This window comes from Polaromonas sp. (assembly GCF_039930745.1).
In the GTDB taxonomy this organism is placed as follows: domain Bacteria; phylum Pseudomonadota; class Gammaproteobacteria; order Burkholderiales; family Burkholderiaceae_C; genus Polaromonas.
The window spans coordinates 1-19244 of sequence record NZ_JBDTTH010000084.1 but is presented as its reverse complement, the minus strand read 5'-3'; the positions used below and the strand labels follow the sequence as shown (position 1 = coordinate 19244).

General features: G+C 61.2%; 20 protein-coding genes. 6 read left to right on the top strand and 14 right to left on the bottom strand.

The features are described from left to right. The 3 genes from queA to ABI660_RS19095 form a co-directional block, all read left to right on the top strand. Positions 1–1019: tRNA preQ1(34) S-adenosylmethionine ribosyltransferase-isomerase QueA (gene queA / locus ABI660_RS19105; RefSeq protein WP_348071054.1), on the top strand; the 1019-nt coding region annotated here is incomplete at its 5' end. A 12-nt stretch (positions 1020–1031) separates the two neighbouring features. Beyond that, on the top strand, positions 1032–2183 hold the full coding sequence (gene tgt, locus ABI660_RS19100; RefSeq protein WP_348071052.1) for a tRNA guanosine(34) transglycosylase Tgt: 1152 nt from the start codon (positions 1032–1034) through the stop codon (positions 2181–2183). A 74-nt stretch (positions 2184–2257) separates the two neighbouring features. Next, positions 2258–3046, top strand: a complete 789-nt coding sequence (locus ABI660_RS19095) for a distant relative of cell wall-associated hydrolase (protein ID WP_348071050.1) — start codon at positions 2258–2260, stop codon at positions 3044–3046. A 9-nt stretch (positions 3047–3055) separates the two neighbouring features. On the opposite strand, the gene ABI660_RS19090 is transcribed toward ABI660_RS19095, so the two are convergent. After that, positions 3056–3511, bottom strand: a complete 456-nt coding sequence (locus tag ABI660_RS19090) for a hypothetical protein (protein WP_348071048.1) — start codon at positions 3509–3511, stop codon at positions 3056–3058. A 268-nt stretch (positions 3512–3779) separates the two neighbouring features. Between ABI660_RS19090 and ABI660_RS19085 the strand changes: the two genes are divergently transcribed. Continuing rightward, positions 3780–4781, top strand: a complete 1002-nt coding sequence (locus ABI660_RS19085) for an aldo/keto reductase (RefSeq protein ID WP_348071046.1) — start codon at positions 3780–3782, stop codon at positions 4779–4781. A 76-nt stretch (positions 4782–4857) separates the two neighbouring features. Here ABI660_RS19085 and ABI660_RS19080 read toward each other — a convergent pair whose 3' ends face one another. Further along, positions 4858–6177 carry a hypothetical protein gene (locus ABI660_RS19080; RefSeq protein WP_348071044.1) on the bottom strand — a complete coding sequence of 440 codons (1320 nt, stop codon included), beginning with the start codon at positions 6175–6177 and terminating at the stop codon, positions 4858–4860. 380 nt (positions 6178–6557) lie between these two features. Here ABI660_RS19080 and ABI660_RS19075 point away from each other — a divergent pair, with 380 nt between their 5' ends. Continuing rightward, on the top strand, positions 6558–7271 hold the full coding sequence (locus ABI660_RS19075) for a hypothetical protein (protein WP_348071042.1): 714 nt from the start codon (positions 6558–6560) through the stop codon (positions 7269–7271). Positions 7272–7335: 64 nt separating this feature from the next. Here ABI660_RS19075 and ABI660_RS19070 read toward each other — a convergent pair whose 3' ends face one another. The 6 genes from ABI660_RS19070 to ABI660_RS19045 all read right to left on the bottom strand — a co-directional run bounded on the left by ABI660_RS19070 (position 7336) and on the right by ABI660_RS19045 (position 13199). Further along, on the bottom strand, positions 7336–8418 hold the full coding sequence (locus ABI660_RS19070; RefSeq protein WP_348071040.1) for a serine endopeptidase: 1083 nt from the start codon (positions 8416–8418) through the stop codon (positions 7336–7338). 28 nt (positions 8419–8446) lie between these two features. Beyond that, complete coding sequence (locus ABI660_RS19065) at positions 8447–9262, bottom strand: DUF2145 domain-containing protein (protein WP_348071038.1); 816 nt, start codon at positions 9260–9262, stop codon at positions 8447–8449. 22 nt (positions 9263–9284) lie between these two features. Next, a complete protein-coding gene (locus tag ABI660_RS19060) occupies positions 9285–9743 on the bottom strand; it encodes a hypothetical protein (protein WP_348071036.1) in 459 nt (152 codons plus the stop codon). Positions 9744–9772: 29 nt separating this feature from the next. Then, entirely contained in the window at positions 9773–10237 is a 465-nt protein-coding gene (locus ABI660_RS19055) for a YiaA/YiaB family inner membrane protein (RefSeq protein WP_348071034.1), read from the bottom strand. A gap of 115 nt (positions 10238–10352) precedes the next feature. Continuing rightward, positions 10353–12290, bottom strand: coding sequence for an MFS transporter (locus ABI660_RS19050; RefSeq protein ID WP_348071032.1), 1938 nt, complete (start codon positions 12288–12290; stop codon positions 10353–10355). A gap of 24 nt (positions 12291–12314) precedes the next feature. After that, the gene (locus ABI660_RS19045; protein ID WP_348071030.1) at positions 12315–13199 is read right to left on the bottom strand and encodes a hypothetical protein; all 885 of its coding nucleotides are present in this window, start codon (positions 13197–13199) and stop codon (positions 12315–12317) included. A gap of 114 nt (positions 13200–13313) precedes the next feature. Here ABI660_RS19045 and ABI660_RS19040 point away from each other — a divergent pair, with 114 nt between their 5' ends. Continuing rightward, positions 13314–14045: a helix-turn-helix transcriptional regulator gene (locus ABI660_RS19040; protein WP_348071028.1), complete on the top strand. Its 732-nt coding sequence runs from the start codon at positions 13314–13316 to the stop codon at positions 14043–14045. A 10-nt stretch (positions 14046–14055) separates the two neighbouring features. Here the strand turns inward: ABI660_RS19040 and ABI660_RS19035 are convergent, their stop codons facing one another. The 6 genes from ABI660_RS19035 to ABI660_RS19010 form a co-directional block, all read right to left on the bottom strand. Next, positions 14056–14448 carry a hypothetical protein gene (locus ABI660_RS19035; RefSeq protein ID WP_348071026.1) on the bottom strand — a complete coding sequence of 131 codons (393 nt, stop codon included), beginning with the start codon at positions 14446–14448 and terminating at the stop codon, positions 14056–14058. A 2-nt stretch (positions 14449–14450) separates the two neighbouring features. Beyond that, the gene (locus ABI660_RS19030; RefSeq protein WP_348071024.1) at positions 14451–15737 is read right to left on the bottom strand and encodes an FIST N-terminal domain-containing protein; all 1287 of its coding nucleotides are present in this window, start codon (positions 15735–15737) and stop codon (positions 14451–14453) included. Positions 15738–15835: 98 nt separating this feature from the next. Beyond that, entirely contained in the window at positions 15836–16477 is a 642-nt protein-coding gene (locus ABI660_RS19025; RefSeq protein ID WP_348071022.1) for a glutathione S-transferase, read from the bottom strand. Positions 16478–16507: 30 nt separating this feature from the next. Continuing rightward, on the bottom strand, positions 16508–17359 hold the full coding sequence (locus tag ABI660_RS19020) for a PhaM family polyhydroxyalkanoate granule multifunctional regulatory protein (RefSeq protein WP_348071020.1): 852 nt from the start codon (positions 17357–17359) through the stop codon (positions 16508–16510). Positions 17360–17615: 256 nt separating this feature from the next. Further along, a complete protein-coding gene (locus ABI660_RS19015; protein WP_348071018.1) occupies positions 17616–18143 on the bottom strand; it encodes a hypothetical protein in 528 nt (175 codons plus the stop codon). A gap of 196 nt (positions 18144–18339) precedes the next feature. Next, positions 18340–19244, bottom strand: a 905-nt coding sequence (locus ABI660_RS19010) for a transposase (RefSeq protein WP_348071016.1), incomplete at its 5' end; no start/stop codon positions are given.

The following is a 19244-nucleotide window of genomic DNA, read 5'->3' as shown; positions in this document are numbered from 1 at the left end:
ATTTCACACTCCCCGACGATTTGATCGCCCAGCACCCGGCCGCCGAGCGCAGCGCCTCACGCCTGTTGGACGGCCGCGACGTCACCCCTGTGGACCGACGTTTTACCGAATTGCCGGATCTGCTGCAGCCGGGCGACCTGCTGGTTCTCAACGACACCAAGGTCGTCAAAGCCCGCCTGTTCGGTCAGAAAAGCAGCGGCGGGCGGCTGGAGCTGCTGATTGAGCGGGTGCTGTCACTCACGCCGGATGCTGGCCATGAAGTGGCCGCCCACATGAAGGTCAGCAAGAAGCCGCTGCCGGGCGCGGTGCTGCAGATGGACGGCGGCTTCAGCGCGAAGCTGCTAGGCCGCTGGCCCAACGACGACGGCCCGCTGTACCGCTTCGCGCTCAGCAGCGACCCGTACGCGCTGATGGAAAGCCACGGCCATGTACCTCTGCCGCCTTACATTACCCACACCGATTCGGCCGATGACGAGCGACGTTACCAGACCGTGTTTGCGAAAAACCCGGGCGCGGTCGCGGCGCCCACGGCGGCGCTGCATTTTGACGAAACCGTACTGGCCCAACTCGAGGCGCGCGGCATACAGCGCACCAGCGTCACGCTACACGTGGGCGCCGGCACTTTCCAGCCGGTGAAGGCCGAGAACATCGCCGACCATGTGATGCACTTCGAGCGTTTTGAGGTACCCGATGCCACGTTGCAGGCGATTGCCGCTTGCAAGGCCCGCGGCGGCCGCGTCATCGCTGTCGGCACCACCAGCGTGCGCGCCCTCGAATCGGCGGCGAAGTTCGGCCCCGACTGCCACGACACCAATATCTTCATCACACCGGGCTTCGAGTTCCAGGTGGTGGACCTGCTGCTGACCAATTTCCATTTACCCAAAAGCACCCTGATGATGCTGGTCAGCGCCTTTGCCGGGTACGAGCACGTCATGGCGCTGTATCGCCACGCCATCACCCAGCGTTACCGCTTCTTCAGCTACGGCGACGCCATGCTGCTGCAACGAACCGCGCCCTGAGACAATCGCTCCATGCTGAACTTTGAAGTCCTGAAAACCGATCCCGCCGAAGGTGCTTACCTGGGCTCCTTTGCACGCCGCGGAACGCTCACGCTGAACCATGGCGTGGTGCAGACCCCAATCTTCATGCCAGTGGGCACTTACGGCACGGTCAAGGGTGTGATGCCGCAGTCGCTGCATGAGATGGGCGCCCAGATTATTTTGGGCAACACTTTTCACCTGTGGATGCGCCCGGGCCTGGAGGTCATGCAACAGTTCGGCGGACTCCACAAATTTGAAAGCTGGCACAAACCCATCCTCACCGACAGCGGCGGCTTCCAGGTCTGGTCGCTCGGCGAGATGCGCAAGATCTCGGAAGAAGGCGTGAAATTCGCGTCGCCCGTCAACGGCGACAAGCTGTTCCTGACGCCCGAAATCTCGATGCAAATCCAGACCGTGCTGAACAGCGACATCGTGATGCAGTTCGACGAATGCACACCTTATGACACCAAGGGCCATATCACCACCGAAGCCGAGGCCCGCTTTTCCATGGAGCTGAGCCTGCGGTGGGCCGGCCGCTGCGTTGCGGAGTTCAGCAAACTGCAGAACCCGAACGCACTGTTCGGCATCGTGCAGGGCGGCATGTTTGAACATTTGCGCCAGGAGTCACTCGACGCGCTGGTCGCGCTAGACCTGCCCGGCTATGCCATTGGCGGCGTCAGCGTCGGCGAGCCCAAGGAAGAGATGTTGCGCATCATGGCGCACACACCGCACCGGCTGCCAGAGAACAAGCCACGCTACTTGATGGGTGTGGGAACGCCGGAAGACCTGGTGGAAGGCGTGGGTGCCGGTGTCGACATGTTCGACTGCGTGATGCCGACGCGCAATGCACGCAACGGCCACATGTTCACGCGTTTTGGCGACCTGAAAATACGCAACGCACGCTACAAGACCGACGACCAGCCGGTCGATGCTACCTGCAGCTGCTACACCTGCAAGAATTTCTCCAGGGCCTACATGCACCACCTGGACCGTTGCGGCGAAATGCTGGGCCCCATGCTCAGCAGCATCCACAACCTGCATTACTACCTGAACCTGATGCAGGAAGTGCGCGACGCCCTGGATGCCGGGCGTTTTGGAGAATTTTCCACCGGTTTCCGCACCGATCGCCAGCGCGGAATCTGAACAATCCATGCCCGTTCAGGGCTGTTTATGCGCGAGAATGTCGCGCAACACCTCAACTCCGTGACAGGAATTCCATGAAACGTTTGTTCCTGCCCGGATTCATCCTGGCCGCGCTGGCTGCTGTTGCGTTGAGCGGATGTGCGACCGACCTCAAGCCTCACGAGACCACCGGCCTGCCCTCACTGAGTTTCCAGAACAAGGCCCTCAACCCCCGCAACGGCGGCCAACTGGTGGAGGCCGATTCACTGCGGCCGGGCGACATCATCCTCACTGCGGAAAACGGCTTGAATTCCGTGGGTATCCGGCTGGCCACGCTGTCGCCCGTCAGTCACGCCGCGGTCTACATGGGGAACGAACAGGTTGCAGAGGCAGTGGGCTCGGGAATTCGCCGCCGCAGCCTGACCGCACTGATGAATGAAGAAGCCACCATTGTCGCTTTCCGGCATCCGGATATCACGATGGAGCAGGCGGACAGGATCAACCTCTTTGCGGCGCGCCATGATGGCAAGAAGTACAACTATCTAGGTGTCATGCTGCAGGCCCCCTTTGCGCTGGAGCGTCGCATGTGCGAGCTGCCCTTGGTGCCTTCACTGGTACGAGATTTCTGCATTCGCGGCATTGCCGCAATACAACTCGGCCTGGGACGCAATGACCAGTTTTTCTGCTCGCAGTTTGTGCTGGAGGCCTACCGCAGCGCCGGCCTGCCACTCACCGACGCTGACCCGCGCCTGATCAACCCCGGTGACCTGCTCCACATGCGGGAGGGCGATGTGCCCTCCGTCAGGATTCACAAACCGCTGCGGTACGTGGGGCACCTCAAGTCAGCACCCGACATCGTGGCTGCCGACCAATCGCAGCGATAGCCCGGAAAATCAACTCCCCACGTGCATCGTGAACTGGGCACCGTTGGACAGCCTGCAGTGCCCGGTGCCCAGCGTGGCCGAGTTCATCTGGTATTTGCAGTTGATGTAGCTGCCGCGGTTACCCGCACCGTTGGCGACACCTTCACGCGAAGACGACGTAGCCAGGCGCGTGGCCTCACCGGTGAAGTTCTCACCATTGATGATGGTGCTGAAGCTGCCGCGCCCGTTCAGGTCGTTGGTGACCACCGCGTTGACCATGCCATAAGCCGCAGCGGCGTCATTCGCCGGATACAGCCGAGCCGCAAAAGTCATGCTGGCGGGCGGCGCCGGCGCGGCATACACCGTTGGCACCATCTGCGAATGAGCAGGGTGCACAGGCACGACATAACAGCCCGTCAGGGCGGTGGCACCCAGTGCCATGCCCGCCAGAACAGCGCGGCGTTTCAGCGAGGCAAAAGAGAACATCGACCGATTTGAATTCATACATTAACCAATGGCCCAAGCAAATGCTTGTGGGGAAAGTGTGCGCAGGGAACAGATAAAAAGTCTCTCTCAATGAGTCAGGTACCACTCCACAGCACTGAAAGTAGCGCCAATCAATACTTTTGCTTCATGCCGCCCATCTCGCTACTCAATTTTTCGCCCGGCTTTGGTACGCTTGTCCCAGCGACAAGGAGGCCAGGGCGCTCAGGCCTCTTCTCCCCAACCAGCTCTTGCCACCAGGAAATTGACCATGCACTACCGCCGCCTTGGAAGCAGCAACCTGAAGGTGTCCACCCTTTGCCTGGGCACCATGATGTTCGGCCAGCAGACACCCGACCATGAAGCCGCGCGCATTGTTGCGTCGGCAAAAGAACACGGCATCAATTTCATCGACACCGCCGACGTTTACAACGAAGGCGCATCGGAAAGCCTGCTGGGTAAGTTGCTGGCTGGACAACGCTCGCACTGGGTGCTGGCCAGCAAGCTGGGCAACAAGGCGGGTGAAGGCATCAACGACAGCCACTATTCGCGCCGCTGGATCATGCTGCAGACCGACGCAATCCTCGCGCGGCTGCAGACCGATTACCTCGACATCCTGTACCTGCACCGCGACTTCCACGGCGAAAACCTCGACGAGGCGGTTCGCGCCATTGGTGACCTGATTCGCGCAGGCAAGATTCGCAGCTTCGGCCTGTCGAACTTCCGCGGCTGGCGCATCGCCGAGATCGTGCGCCTGTGTGAGCAAGCCGGCGTACCGCAGCCGGTGGTCTGCCAGCCCTACTACAACCTGCTCAACCGTGGCCCCGAGGTCGAAATCCTGCCCGCCTGCGGCCACTACGGTTTGGGTGTGGTGCCTTACAGCCCCTTGGCGCGCGGCGTGCTCACCGGCAAGTACCCGCCGGGCCAGCCGCCGGCCGAGGGCACACGTGCCGGCAGTGGCGACAAACGCATTCTGGAAACCGAGTTTCGTGAGGAGTCGCTGGTGATTGCGCAGAAGATCAAGGCGCGCTGCGAGGCCAAAGGCTGGGTGCCGGGGCAATTTGCAGCCGCCTGGGTGCTGGCCAATCCACTGGTCAGCTCGGTCATTGCCGGGCCACGCCTGCTCTCGCATCTGGAAGATGTTTACGGTACAACCGAGCTGGTGCTGGACAAGGAGGACGAGGCCTTCGTCAACGAGCTGGTCATTCCGGGCCACGCCTCCAGCCATGGCTATCACGACCCGAGCTATCCCTTTTACGGCCGTCCTGTCTGAGGAGTTGCTATTTAATCAATAGCTGCTCGCACCCTTCCTACAAGGGCTTCAGGCAGTTTTTCTCTAAATTTCTGCCTCAACCCTGCTTCTGGAACAGCACGAGCTTGGTCTCGGTGGCCACCATGCCGTCCTTGCCCGCAGTCATCGACACCTCATAACGCGTACCAGGCAGCGGAAGTTGCGGCGTGAAGCTGAACGAGAAATTGCCGTTGCCATCGGCCTGAACCCGCTGCGTCAGCAGATCCTGGTTCATGCCAAACAGGCCCGCCAGCGTGCCGACGGCGGCGACTTTGACATCAACTATTGCGCCGGGCGCGGTGCGACCGCGCACCACCACCGGGCCACCTTCGACCGCGGCATTGTTCGCGTGGCTGGTTACCTGCAACAGCACGGTGGCAGGCGCGGCGCTCACGGCGGAAGCCACATCAAAACTCCAGGTCTGGCGCACGGCGTTGCCCACCATGTCCTTGGCCGTCACGTCCGCTGCATAACGACCGGCAGGGAGGTCCGCGCGATAGGTGAAAAACTGCGGCGTGATCTGTGCAGCGGCGGTGACATCACGCCCCGCCAGCAAGATGCGCACGCTTTTCGGGTCCACACCCACGCCGCCAGCATCGTCAAAGGTGCCTGACACCGAAGTCGTCGCACTGCGCGTAATGGATTCGCCGTCACGCGGCGACATGTTGCGGATCACCGGCGGCTTGGCATCGGCGATCAGCGGCTGGGTCAATGTGGACGTGACAGCCCGGCCGCCAACGCGCAGGGTGGCGACAACCGGCCGTGACGGCGCCAGGTTGTCCAGGCGGCGGATGGTGTAGGCCCCCTCATACACACCGGGTCGCACTTCGCGCATCGCAACATTGCTGATGACACCGGGGATGTCGAACTGCGCCGTGCCGCCGGGTGCACCGTTCAGGGTGAAGCGCAGTTCTGCGCCCGGCTCAAGCTTGTCAACGGGAGCCACCGTGAAGCGATCGATTCTCAGGCCGGTCGGCGCCGCCACGGCCGGGCTGGCGATGCCGGCCGGAAAGGTGTAATTGGTCGCGATGCTGCGGTTGCGCACCTTCAGCGTGGCGCGTATGGCGCTGCTTTCAGTGACCCGGTCCTGGCGCTGGATGGTGTAGCCTCCCGAGTACACCCCGCGTGCGGATTCCTTGAGCACGATGGTACGGGGTACGCCGCGTACCGTGAGGCTGACATGGCCGCGCGGTGTGCCTTCCACTGTGAAATCCAGTCGGGCTCCGGGGCGAAGTCCGTCATCGGTGGCAACCTGCAGCGACCGCAATTCGGGCTTCGCCGGCTGCGCCGCGGCGATGCCCGGAACGGCGAACAGCACGGTGGCTGCGGGAAGCAGCAGAAAAAGGGCTGCCACCTGGTTGCGTATCTGTTTTTTCATGATGATCAAACCTTGTGAATGGGTTTGCCCACTGTGAACGCAACACAGAAAAAACCTGTAGGCGCCCAAGGCCGCTAGACGTAGGCCGGCAGCCGGAAGCATCAAGGACAGGACGCCGCGCGCACGATGCCTGAGTTGCGAAGCTTCCACCCCTTCGGTGCGAGCATCGCGGCAGCTGGTTCTGTAAGACGTCTATGGCTCGGTGGACTTGGTACTGGGCCGCGAGAGCGAAGCTTTCGTCAACGAGTTGGTCATTCCGGGCCATGCTTCTAGCCATGGTTATAACGATCCTAGTTATCCGTTTTTTTGGCAGGCCGACAGCATAAAATTAGTGGCGGCCGGATTTTTGCGCTGCGATGAACTCATAACCAGGATTACTCATGAGAAAAAATGCCTCCGCCACTGCAGCATGGCTTGTACTTGCAGCCGTGTTCGTCCTCGGCGGGTGCGCGGCCAAACGGCCAGCTCAGCCCAAAGAAGTGATACAAAAAATTTCGCTGATTCCTGTCATGCCGCCAGCGTCGCTTTATACAAAAAACGATCTTTTCATTCCGTTTGCTCCGGCGCTACCTGTGCACCTTGGAAGCGCGGCCGCCAATCGCAACAAGAGCGCGGAGTTCAACCAGAAAATGGAAAGTACGCGCTTGACGCTGGGCTCCAAGCTAACCTCAGCCATACAGGAAGAATTGCGGTCTGCCGGCTTCGAAGTCACCGTTCTGAACAACGTAGAGCGCCACAAGGACGATCCGGAAGACATCGACTACGCCAAGTTACCAACACGCGATGCCGTTTTGCATGTCTGGTTCTCCGACGTCAGCATGTACTCGAGCCGTATGTCTTCCGTGTACCTTCCTCGCATGAACGTAAGTACTCATCTCCTGCCCAGACCTGAGTCAGAAGACGCGGTTTACAGCGAGACGCTCTACTATGGCGCGGACTCCCGCGGAGATAAATACTGGAGCCTTCCAAGCGACCCCAAATTCAGCTACCCCAGTTTCAACGACATGATCGACAGGGCTGACGACGTGGCGCAGGGCTATGACGCGGGCGTACAGGCAATTGCCAAGCGCCTTTCTCGCGAACTGCGAAAATAGTTCGGGCCGCGGATTGAAGCAGCATTGAACTCCAGGTCTGGCGCAGACCACGTCCCGCACAATGCTAGGGCTGGATGGCAGCGCTGGGGACGGAGTCGGGCATAAGCCTCGGCCGCTTGCCATCGGCGCCGCAGGCGTGGCAGAACTTGGCAAATGCGCTCTTGCGCGTCGTGCATTGCTGGCAATGATCAAACAGGCCAATGCCACAGTGCGGGCAGAAATCGACCGCTGTGTTTTTCAGGTCCACCGCACGCTCGCAGCCAGGGCACACGCCTTTGGACAGGCGCGTCAGGGCAGTGTCGTAGCTGAGTTCTTCGCGGCGCTGCGCGTCGGGCAACTGCTCGGCGAGCTTCTGCTTTTCCAGGTAGCGGTTCAGCGAAACAATGGCCTGCCGCCCGACCAGCACCGTGATCAAAATGCCAACGATGTAGCGCACATAACCGCCGTAGCTGGGCAGGTAAGGCACCAGCTCGACGAAAAACGCGAACAGCGCAAAGAAGATGAAACCCCAGACAAAGGGCCAGTAAGTGCTCTTGCGCTTTTTGGCAAACAGCCAGCCTGCTGCTGCCAATAGCGGCAAAGTCAGCGCCAGGCGATAGAGAAACACCCGCAGCTCCTGCGCGCGCCGCGCACTTTCCCATTTGTCCTGCGCAGCATGCTCCAGCGCGTCAAGCTGCTCGCGGGTGCCGGTGGCACCTTGGCTGGCATCAAGCGCCTTTTGCTGCTCGGCTTCCATGTTGGCCAGCGCCTGCCGCTCGACCGCCTTCAGACTGTCCAGCGCGCGGGTGCGCTCGACGAGTTCGGGGTCTTGCTCGGCCCGCTCGGTCGCGCGCCGCGTTGCCAGCCAGTTGTTGAAGGTCTCGCTCGCCGAACGCGAGTTGGCCTGCGCCACCCGGTGCTTGAGCCTGGCCTGCTCCAGCGCTTCCTGCGCTTGACGGCCCTGGCGTTCTGCCACCTTGAGCTTCTCGCGCAGCTGGTTCGCTGCGGGCTGCTCGATGAAGTCATCAAGGGTCAGGCTTCTTTCGACCTGCGGCAGGTCGCCCACAACCGTACTGCCGAGGCCAATGAGGAAACCTGCAAACACAAACGCGACCAGCCACAGGCCGCGTTGAAACCATTTTTCAGACAGACGTAATGCTTTGCTCATGGGAACTCCGGGCGTTGAACAGCCATTGTTAAAGTTTGACGAGGGTCGGCGGCTTGCCGTTCGCTGCCAGCTGCGCACGCTGCAGCCAGGCAAACACTGAATCCACCGTGACGGTTTCGATGCGGTCCGAATAACGTTTGTCGTTGGGGTGATCGTCAAACGCGACATTGGCCGCGGTCATGCGCCCGCCCAGCCGCGTCAGCGGGCCCAACTTGAGGACGGTGGGTTCATAGCCCTTGAACTGCAGCCAGGCCTGCGCCCGCTCGCGCGAGTTGATGCCTGGTTCTACGGCAGCCGCCAGTGTCTCAATCGCCCATTGATTGGACTGCTGGTATTTGCGGCCCCAGGCGTAGCTGACGATGCTGTAGGGCTTGTGGTGCATGGCCACCGTGCGCGTGGGATCCTGCAGCAGCGCCAGCAGCTTGCCCTGCACTTCGGGCGTGGGAGCCACCCAGGCCGCTTCAAAGCGCCACGGGTCATCCAGAAAAAACTCGCCCAGGCCCTGGCGGTAAACCGCCGATTCACTGGTGCCACATTCATTGAGCTTGTGCAGCACACGCCAGGTGTGGCCACCCCGCCCGTCGGGCTGCTGGTAAGCCAGCCCCAAGTGGGAATAACGCAGACCGTATTTGCTCAGGTCCTGGCCGGCGCGTGCCAGCAGCACGACCTTCTCGCCGCTGGCATTGAGCGAGGCCAGGGTTTTTTCGGCCAACAACATGCCGCGCTCCACGGTCTGCGGTGTGACTTTTCCGGCCTCACACGAGCGGCCTGCGTGGGCCACCGGTACCAGCATGCTGGCGGCCGCGAGGCCCAGGCACAGAAAAGCCAGCGGGAATTTCTTCATGGTGTTTTTCCCCAGCGCTTTCTCAGCGCGTCAGCCGCTCGTTGTGCAGCAGGGCCTGGCCCAGGGCATTCGGAATGAAGGCAATCGCCTCGCCGGCCGCTGACAGCACCACGCCGGTACCGATCACGCTCACGACCACGGCCGTCCCCGCCACCATGGACGCGCCCGCCACACCCTTGCCCACCACTTCAATGCTGGCCCGCGCACCGTCGGAGGCCCGCTCCAGCATATACACCGTCCCGCGAGCCGTGCTCTCCACGGTCTTGACGACCAGCACCGCGCCGGTCGTCGACAGCACCACAGGCACCGCCACCACGGCGCCGGCAACCGCGCTGGTGCCGACCACCACGGACGCCACCGGCAAGGCGGACACCGCACTCAGGGCCGAAGCGCCGGTTTGCGCATGGGTATGAAAAGAGGCTGCAGCCCCCGACACCATTGCGCAAGCCGCTATTAAATAGGTAGCAAATTTCTTTTTCATGATGTTTTCCCGCATTTTCTGGATGAGGCTTATTCGGCGTCGGTGTTTCGCACCGTGCGGCCGGCCAGACGCGCTTCGCTCAGTTCGGCTTCGTGTTTGTCACGCAGGGTTTTGGCCAGCGTGAAGCTGCAGGTGATCAGGTAGAGCCAGCTGACGCCGAGAAAAGCCTTGTAGGTCTCGTTGACCTCCATGCGCCACAAGCCCCAGCCGGTGAGCGACATGGCCAGAAAAAAGCCACCCCACACAACGAGCTTGAACATCGGCGTTTCGGTCAGCTTGTTTTCGACCTCGGCCTTCTCCTGGTCGCGGACATATTTGGCCAGTACAAAAGCCGCTGACAGGCAGAAAAAATAACCCATGATCATGAAAGCGCGGTCCAGGTCCTGGCCGGGCAAGTAAGACAAGCCAACGGCGCACAGGAACACGGCGATCAGGAAAGAGGCCCAGACCTGAAACTGCCAGGGTTTGGAATCGCGATGAATCAGTACTTGCATAAAACTTTCTCGGTTGTTGAGGTGGCGCCAATGTGCACCGGGCTGGCCGGAAGCAGGGGCAAATAACAATACAGTAATGTTTGGATGCCCTATTAGTATCGTATTTGGATACTTTTCAGGGTTTCATGAGGGCGGCAACACGGGCACGCAGGATCTCGGGTTGTGCCTGGGCCAAAGGCATGGCGGGCCCGGCATTGAGGCCGACACGGCTGAAGATGCCGCGCCTGAAAGGCCGCACCATCGCACCGCCTTTTTCAATACGGCTGAAAAACGAGCCCCACAGGTTGGTCAGCGCCATGGGAATGACCGGCACGCTGAGGCCGTCGCGCTCGGCGTTTTCCAGAATCTTCATGATGCCGCCCTTGAAGGGCTGGAGTTCACCGTCCTGGGTGATACCGCCCTCGGGAAAGATGGCCAGCAGGTCGCCACTGCGCAGCACCTTGGCGGCGGCCTCGAAAGCAGCTTCATAGGCCGCGGGATCTTCGGCCCGCGGGGCGATCGGTATCGCCTTCGCCAGCCGGAACAGCCAGCCGAGCACCGGCATTTTGAAAATGCGGTGGTCCATCACGAAATAAATAGGCCGCGGGCTGGCCGCCATCATCAGGACCGGATCAATAAAACTCACATGGTTGCAGGTCAGAACGGCAGCGCCCTGCACCGGAATGTTGTCGTCGCCCGTCACCTTGAAGCGGTAAATGCAGCGCGAGGCCACCAGCGCAATGAAACGCAGCAGGTACTCGGGCACCAACATGAAGATGTAGAACGCCACCACGGCATTGGCCAGGCCTACCAGCAGGAAAATCTGCGGAATGGTCATCCCCAGGCCCAGCAGAATGCCGGCAATCACCGAACTGGCAATCATGAACAGCGCATTCAGAATGTTGTTGGCCGCGATGATGCGGGCACGGTGGGTCACCTGCGCGCGCAGCTGAATCAGCGCGTACATGGGCACGCTGTAAAGGCCAGCAAACAGGCTGAGCAGCATCAGGTCCAGCAGTACGCGCCAGTGCGCAGGCTGCGCCATAAAACTTGCCAGCCCCATGACGGGGGCCGGCGGCAGGCCACGGGAAGCGAAATAAAGGTCAATCGCAAACACGCTCATGCCGATGGCACCCAGCGGAACCAAGCCAATTTCGACATGACGGCGGCTCACCACCTCGCACAGCAGTGAGCCCGTGCCTATGCCTATCGAAAACACCACCAGCAGCAGGGAGGCGACCTGCTCGTTGCCGTGCAGCACTTCCTTGGCAAAACTCGGAAACTGGCTCAGGAACACCGCGCCGAAAAACCACATCCAGCTGATGCCCAGCAGCGAGCGGAAGACCACGAGATTGCCATGCGCAAGTTTGAGGTTGCGCACTGTTTCCGTGAACGGGTTCCAGTTGATCTTGAGGCCCGGGTCGGTCGCGGGGGATGCCGGAATGTAGTGCGAAACCAGACGGCCCAGCAGAGCCATGCCGACACAGCTGAAACCCACATGGTGGGCACCAATTTCCGGTATGGCAATGATCAGGCCGCCAGCTACATTGCCCAGCAAAATGGCCACAAAGGTGCCCATTTCCACCATGCCGTTGCCGCCCATAAGTTCACGCTCGTTCAGGTGGTGCGGCAGGTAGGCAAACTTGACCGGCCCGAACAGCGTGGAATGCAGGCCCATGAGAAAGGTGCAGCCCAGCAGGATCGGGATATTGGCGCTGAAAAAGCCCCAGGCCGCCAGCGCCATGATGAGCATTTCCAGCCGCTTCACAAAAATGATCAGCGTACGCTTGTCGTACTTGTCGGCAAGTTGTCCGCTGGTGGCAGAAAACAGCAGGAAAGGCAGGATGAACAGCGCACCTATCACCAGCCCCGCCATGGCGGGCGGCAGCCAGCCGATCTGCAGCTGGTAAGTCACCATCACGGTAAAGGCGAACTTGAACAGGTTGTCGTTGGCGGCTCCCGAAAACTGTGTCCAGAAAAAGGGGGCAAAGCGGCGCTGGCGGAGCAGCGCGAACTGGTTGGGGTGCCCGGGTTCCTGCGGCAGGGACGCCTGGACGGCTGTTTCAACACTCATGATGACTCCTCTTTTTCAGTTTTGTTATGCAGCAGGCGCCGGGGGGCGGCCTGTAGGCACCCCTGCTCTGTAGGGTGAACCGGATTCTGCCCTGCTTTTCATGACACCCATCAGCGCGGCGACAACCGGCCAGGCAGCGCAGCTGGCCACAATATGTTTAAGGCTGTGGCCGGAAATGATGTGCCCTGTCCACTCAAACACCTGATGGTCCCCCAGTTCCAGTACCTTGGCCAAGGCATACAAGGCGATCAGCAGCGACCAGCGAATGGGCAGGCCGTGGTGCAGTTGCCCGCCGGCCGTTTGCGTCCGCAGGCAGGCCAGCCCGACGATCAGGCCCATGCCGCCGAACTGCAGCACACCCCAGGGCAACAGATTGCCTGACATCGCCCACACCTGGACAGACACCGGCCCCAGCACCAGCACGGCCGCTGCCAATACCACACCAGCCCGGGCACTGATGCCCTGCCACGCGGCCAGACCCAGCAACCCGGCGAAAGCCAGCACCATGCCGCCGCGGTCCCAGAGCAGTCCTGCGTTGTCCGGCTGCCAGTGGTATATCGCAGAGACAGCGGTGGTTACCATCAGTCCGCCAAAAAACAGACCCGCCAGCCAGGCCGCGGTCCTGTCCACCGCCTGCCGGCGAAGCGCCTGAACCAGCACGCCCATACCCACCAGCCCCCACAACGCAAAAGGCAGGTTGCTGAGCACGTCCATGGCATGAGGCAGCGCGCCCCAGGAACGCTGGTCGGCAAAGTCGTGGTAATGCGCCGGTTGCACCAGCGCCGGCCCGGCCACGGCCACCAAAGCCAGCAGCAGAACAGCAAGCAGCAAGCCGCGTTCGCGCGGCCAAGCTGGGGAGTGCGTGGGCCTCATTTTCTGCCGTGGCCCGAGGTGAAGACTGTGTTGCATGAGGATGGCTCCTGAAATGAATGAGCCTGCAATGTGCCGTGAGGCACGCTTTCAAAGCATCAATATTTGATCCAGTCTTTCCCGTTGAACCCAAAGTATTGATAATCGATACCCATGAGCACCACTGCCGACCTCGTGACCGTCCTGAAAAAAGAACTCAAGGCCGCCCGTATGACTTACGCCGGCCTGGCGGGCAAGCTGGGCATGGCGGAATCGAGTGTCAAGCGCATGCTGGCCCGAGGCGACATGCCACTGTCGCGCATCGACGCGATCTGCCGCGCGCTGAAGCTGGACTTTGCCGAACTGGCGCGGCAAGTGGCCGACACCCAGCCCCTGCTGGCTGAACTCACCGAGTCCCAGGAAAAAGCCGTGGTGGCCGACAAGAAGCTGCTACTGGTTGCCATTTGCGTGCTCTCGCAATGGACGCTGGAGCAGATCACCAGCAGGTACCGCCTGACGCCGGCCGAAGGCATCAAGTACCTGGCCCAGCTGGACCGCATCGGCATCATCGAGCTGAAGGCGCTGAACCGCTACCGGCTCAAGCTCGCCAAGACCTTCCGCTGGCGCCCGCATGGACCGGTGATGAACTATTTCAGGGACAACGCCCTGCTGGATTATTTTTCAGGCGGCTTTGACGGCGGCGGCGAAGGTGTGCTGCTGGTCCACGGCACCATCAGCCGCAGCCTGGCGCCTTCATTCCTGGAGCGCATGCAACGCGTCGCGCAAGACTTTGCGCAGCAACACCAGACCGACCAGAAACTGGCTGACAAGGACTGCGAAGGCTATACCTTGCTGCTGGCAATGCGAAGCTGGGAATTCGAAGCCTTTGCAGCCTTGCGCCGTTGACCCGTTTTTTTCAGCGTTTCAGGGTGGTACACATGGCGGCTTGTGCCTTGTCGCAGCCGCCCGTGCAGACGGCATCGCCATATTGGCTCTTGGCCGCAGCACCGCCACTCTGCCTGGAGCAGAATGCATCGCCGCGCATGTCCAGCACACAGCGGCCTGTGCCGCACTGCGCCACACCATAACGATCAGCAATCACACCGCCATCCGGTGGCGAGCACTTGATGGCGCCGCCATGCTTTTCCATCAGGCAAATGGTTTTTGCAGGCGGACACACGGTGTTGTTATGCAGGTCCACCATACATTCGCCAGACTGCGCACTGGCCAGCCCGCTTCCAAGCGCAAGCAGCATCGCCGCGATAAAACCCACGGCACCGCTGCGCCCCATGGCTCTGAAACTTCTCATGCTCAAGATCCTTCCACCGTTGTGAAAACAGTCAGAACACCAGTGTAGCCATACAGGTTGTGACGCGCGATTTCGCCGCCGGCGAAAAAACCAACCAGCGGCACATCCCCCAGGGCGCGCCGCACAATCTGCAGCTCGGCACTGGGCGCACCAAAGTGCGGGCCGCCACGCCCGGCGCAACTGACATAAATGGCGCCGGCAATACGCCGGGCCGGGTGCGGCGCCGACTCGGCCTCGGACGCACTCAGCGCACTGGCCACTTCCAGCGTGAGCTCCTGCGGCTCCAGCTCTTCGCGGATTTCTGCGCAGACGCGGACCAGGTCGGCGCGCGCAGCCTCGGCATTGCGCTCGCAAAAGGCCAGTTTCATGCCCACGCGAGGCGCTTCGGCAATGGCGATGCCCTGGCGCGCCGGGTCCAGGCCAATGATGTGGCGCACCAGCACATCAGCTCCAAACTGGCCGCGCCGCTGGACGCGGCCATCCTGCAGCCCGGACTCGGCGCTGCGCAGGCCGACCAGCGTGGTGCGCACTTTTTCCAGTGCCTCACGCGGCGCGTCCAGCGACACGCCGAGGTCGGCCAGCATCACGTCGAGCGCGCTCTGGCCGTCCAGCGCCGTGACCACATTCCCGTCACAGGCGGTGATTTCATGTTCGCGCGACACCGGCTGGCAGCCCTGCGTCACACGCGACATCAAGGCTGCACCCTGCGCAAAGGCCACGCCGCTCAGGCCACCGCTGAACACGCCGCCGGCCGCGCCCTGGCCCTTGACATTGCCATTGCCGCTGAGCGCGAACTGGACCGCCTTGCTGCGGCTCGACGCCAGGCCGCCAAACACATAGCCGCTGCCGGTACGCTGGGCCATCTCGTCGATCAACTCCGCCACGTCCGGCGTAGCGGCGTCGGCATGCACCAGCGCGGTGTGAGCCTGAAAATGGCTCGCACCGGTCGGCGGCAGCGGCGACACGCCGGAAAACACGCGGTACTGGTCGGTGGGCAGCTCGCAGAGCATCACGGCCAACGCCGGCTCGTCGAAGTACTCGACATTGTTCGACGCAATGCCGATGCCGACAGTGCCTGCCCAGTCGGTGATTTCAGGCAACTCGGCGCCAAGGAAATCAAGGATGTCCTGCGCCTGTGCCGTGTAGTGGTCGGTGATGTAAAGCAGGCCCAGGGCAGGTGCGTTGGCATAACCGTGCAAAGCCATCTGAGCGCGCAGCTGCGCGAGTACCAGGCCGGCAGCCATGCGCCATTGCGGATGGGTGGCGTGTCCGTAAGGGAAAAGTTTCATGCTGTCGCCATGGTAGCTTGCTGACGCGGCGGCCTCACTCCATTTCTAAATCATCCGTGCCCTTCGCCTTCGCGTTCACGAGTGATGTAGAAATAGGATCACCACTTCGGCAGCAATCGCTCTCCAGGAAGCACATCGTAAGGCGAAGCCCAGCCGGGAAGCCGGCGCAGGCGCGCAAGCCACGCTTCGATGTGGGGGTATCGGCCGGCGACCTCATAGTCGCTTTCTTCCACCGGATAAAACAGATACGCACTGAGCGAGAAGTCGGCAATGGTGGGCGCCGCGCCCACCATCCACTCCTGCGAAGCGAGGTGCTTGTCAACGATGCCGAAGGCAGCGTCGATGCGCGCACGCAGCCAGGCCATCACGGCCGGGTCTGGCGCCGCCAGGCCGAAGGCCTTCATGAAGCGGTAGGTGGCGAAATAACTGGTGAATTTGTGGTTGTCGAAAAACAGCCAACGCAGCACTTCCAGCCTGTCGTCTTCGGTGGCCCCTTCAAACGCGCCATGTTTCCTGGCGAGGTAGCCCAGGATGGCGCCGGACTGCGTGAGGCGACGCGTACCGTCCTCCAGCATCGGCGCCTCGCCCATTTCGTTGGTCTGCTCGCGCCAGGATTCCGTGCGCGTGACGCCGTTCATGAAGTCCACGAAAACGGGCTCCCAGGGCTGGCCCAGGGCACGAAGCAGAAACGCCACCTTGAAAGTGTTGCCCGATTGGCAGAAGCCATGAAGACGGTACATGTTCTCTCTTTCTTTCCTGCAGCAATTCGATCAACGCGCCGTTTTGCGCGCGGCCTTGCGCGCCGGTGCCTTGGGTTTCGCTTTCGGGCGTGTTGTGGTTTTCCCCACCGGGGTCGCGGCTGGGGTGGGCCAGGCCTGGCTGCTGCGCAGCGCCGTGTTCATCGCGGAGCGGGCGCTGTTGGCCACCGTTTTCCCTGCGGATCCGGCCATGCCCTTGGCCATGCCGGTGGCGGTTTTCATGGCGTCCTTGGCCAGCCCTGTGGCCATGTGTTTGGTGGCGCTCATGGCGGCTTTTTTTCCCGCATCCTGCATGGCCGTGGTGGCGATGTTCTGGAACTGCTGTGTCAGCGCACCCCACCATTGCATTGGGTCCACCACGCCAGGCACGGGCGCCGCAGCTTGGGAGTCCGCCTTCGTGGCACGGGCCTTGGTTTTGGGTTTCTCCGCCGATTCATGGCCCTGATAACTCGTTTCGGGTATTTCCAGCCCAGAGAAAGTTTTAGCCTTGTCGGCCACTTTCTGTACACCGCCAGCAACGGTGTCTGCCACCTTGAGCTTGAAGGCGTTGGCCACATCGCCCATGTTGAAGTTCATGCCCTTGAGTGTGGCCAGGGTCATCTTCTGCACTTCCAGCGCCTGGATGGTCGCCTTGAGCGCCATGGCGTTCTGGTCGAGCCAGAACTGCACGGCCTTGAGTTCCTCGATGCGCTTGTCGAGTTCCTCCACATTAAGCGTCGGGGCGATCCAGTTTCCGAGGTTGGGCAGTTGCGGAATGGTTTGCGCCGCGCTGCCGGCCGCCTGCTTGGCCAGGTTCTGCAAAAAGTCGAATCCCGGTACCAGCTTGCCGAAGCCGGCTGAAGAAGCGTTGTCTGCGTCGCTCATGCTTGTCTCCTGATGTTGTAGGAAGTGCCCGAAGGTTCACGATGCATTCATTGTGCAGGGTCGCGGCGGCACGTCAACCCATTGATGCAAAGGCATACCTTGTCGCGCAAACCCTGCCTCCCACTTCGCCCATCCGGCTGGCAGGGGCTGATACTAAAAATCTAACGTCCAAGGCAACCGGTCCGCAACAACTGCGGCGAAGCCGCCTTCTGCTGTTGCGGGTCCGTGTTGGCCGAAATGTTAGCCGTCCGGTTGCTCATGGGGTACACAGGAACATGCGAATGGTACCTACGGGCCTGGCCGAAGCAAATGAGATGTCCTTTGGTGTATCAGGCAAGGCTGCAAATATCGCGGGCCGAACGGCTTCTAGGTCCCGCAGCAACTCCACTTCATTGGCCTGCTTATAAACAAACTCTCCGACAAATACCGCTTGGTCTGCTGAAGCAGAAAAATACTTTGCGCCACCACGCAAGCTGGGCGCCCCCCAGCTTCCGTAGACGTAATCGCCAGGAGGCACCTCGAAGGAAAAGTACTTCGTCGGGCCAGGCTTCCCCGAAACCAAGGCCACAGTCCGATTGAGGCGCCAACAGCCTCCGTCAAGGGCTTCCTCCTTCACGTTGTACGCGTCGAGACTGACTTGGAATTGCGGGGCACTCCAAGGGCTATCAACTCGGACGCCGTAAATGATCACCGCTTGGCCCGGACCCGGGATACCGCCCTTCTCCAAGGATCGGGCGGCGTTCAGTCCCAGGCAGCCATGGAGCAGCGGCAGTACGGCGAACATCGTAGCAAGCCATAGCGAGTGACGGTGATTCATGAACGGCTAACGAGGCTGTAAATAAACCCGTTTTTCGTGCACGCCATTTCGGCCATGCACGTCCTGCGGATTGGGTTTCAGGAATTGAGCGCTCATGCCCGAAGTGTGCCGCAAATTCGCTGATTTTTGCGCCTGATGGCGCCTCAAGCTCCTCATTCCCATCCTATTGAACCCTGTGCTGTCCCAAGCTCGTCTTCGCCAGCTTTTCGATGTTGTGCACCATGCAGTACAGGTTCCACTGCGTGTTGACCTTGACGCGTCCCCGGTGGTTCAGGCGGGTCAACCGCTTGTTGTGCCGGATGTTGCCAAACACCGGCTCCACCGTGCCAATACGCTGGCTGTAGAGCTTCCTGCCCCTGGGTGAATCAATCGCCCGGCGCATGAGCTCACTGGGGTTGCTCGGGTCTTTTTGCTTGGGCGCAAAGCGGGTGACCTGTCGGCCTCGTCCGTCATTGGGTTTGATCGGGCCCTTGAAGCATTGACCGCTGAGTTTGCAGGCGTTGCAATCTACTGCTTTGGCGGTGTAGGTCTGGTAGTGCAATCCCGTTGCCGTTTTGTAGACGCTGCCCGGGCTGATCAGCAACTTGCCCGCCGGGCCGTTGGCTGTGTTGTCATCGTTGAAGCTGAAGTCCTTCGGCCGGAATCGTTTGACTGCTTTTGACGTGCTTGCAGCCTTCTTGTCGGACAGCGGGTCTGGCTTGCCTTTGTACTTTTCCTGGCTTTCAAAGCGCTCGTCGCGGCTTCGCATCTGGTTGTCGGCCACCAGCGCAGGGATGTCCTTTTGCAGGAGATGTTCGATATTGGCATCGCTGTGGTAGCCCGCATCTGCTGTGACCAGAGTGTCAGGCGTTCGATAGGCGCTAGCCTGCTCAATCATGGGCATCAGCATGGCCTGCTCTGAGCCTGAGCCAATGACGTCGGCGGCAATGATGATCTGGTGGGCGCTGTCCACGGCAGCCTGGGCCGCGTAGCCCTGGATGACGCCTTTGCTGGTGGCCATCTTGGCGCTCTCAGGGTCGGTGACGTTGGTTTTGAGTTCCTGGCCTTTGCGGTTCAATCGCTTGGGGT

Coding starts and splice junctions, on each gene's coding strand:
- tgt (WP_348071052.1), top strand. CDS start 1,032: ATGCTGAACTTTGAAGTCCTGAAAACCGATCCCGCCGAAGGTGCTTAC.
- ABI660_RS19095 (WP_348071050.1), top strand. CDS start 2,258: ATGAAACGTTTGTTCCTGCCCGGATTCATCCTGGCCGCGCTGGCTGCT.
- ABI660_RS19090 (WP_348071048.1), bottom strand. CDS start 3,511: ATGTTCTCTTTTGCCTCGCTGAAACGCCGCGCTGTTCTGGCGGGCATG.
- ABI660_RS19085 (WP_348071046.1), top strand. CDS start 3,780: ATGCACTACCGCCGCCTTGGAAGCAGCAACCTGAAGGTGTCCACCCTT.
- ABI660_RS19080 (WP_348071044.1), bottom strand. CDS start 6,177: ATGAAAAAACAGATACGCAACCAGGTGGCAGCCCTTTTTCTGCTGCTT.
- ABI660_RS19075 (WP_348071042.1), top strand. CDS start 6,558: ATGAGAAAAAATGCCTCCGCCACTGCAGCATGGCTTGTACTTGCAGCC.
- ABI660_RS19070 (WP_348071040.1), bottom strand. CDS start 8,418: ATGAGCAAAGCATTACGTCTGTCTGAAAAATGGTTTCAACGCGGCCTG.
- ABI660_RS19065 (WP_348071038.1), bottom strand. CDS start 9,262: ATGAAGAAATTCCCGCTGGCTTTTCTGTGCCTGGGCCTCGCGGCCGCC.
- ABI660_RS19060 (WP_348071036.1), bottom strand. CDS start 9,743: ATGAAAAAGAAATTTGCTACCTATTTAATAGCGGCTTGCGCAATGGTG.
- ABI660_RS19055 (WP_348071034.1), bottom strand. CDS start 10,237: ATGCAAGTACTGATTCATCGCGATTCCAAACCCTGGCAGTTTCAGGTC.
- ABI660_RS19050 (WP_348071032.1), bottom strand. CDS start 12,290: ATGAGTGTTGAAACAGCCGTCCAGGCGTCCCTGCCGCAGGAACCCGGG.
- ABI660_RS19045 (WP_348071030.1), bottom strand. CDS start 13,199: ATGCAACACAGTCTTCACCTCGGGCCACGGCAGAAAATGAGGCCCACG.
- ABI660_RS19040 (WP_348071028.1), top strand. CDS start 13,314: ATGAGCACCACTGCCGACCTCGTGACCGTCCTGAAAAAAGAACTCAAG.
- ABI660_RS19035 (WP_348071026.1), bottom strand. CDS start 14,448: ATGAGAAGTTTCAGAGCCATGGGGCGCAGCGGTGCCGTGGGTTTTATC.
- ABI660_RS19030 (WP_348071024.1), bottom strand. CDS start 15,737: ATGAAACTTTTCCCTTACGGACACGCCACCCATCCGCAATGGCGCATG.
- ABI660_RS19025 (WP_348071022.1), bottom strand. CDS start 16,477: ATGTACCGTCTTCATGGCTTCTGCCAATCGGGCAACACTTTCAAGGTG.
- ABI660_RS19020 (WP_348071020.1), bottom strand. CDS start 17,359: ATGAGCGACGCAGACAACGCTTCTTCAGCCGGCTTCGGCAAGCTGGTA.
- ABI660_RS19015 (WP_348071018.1), bottom strand. CDS start 18,143: ATGTTCGCCGTACTGCCGCTGCTCCATGGCTGCCTGGGACTGAACGCC.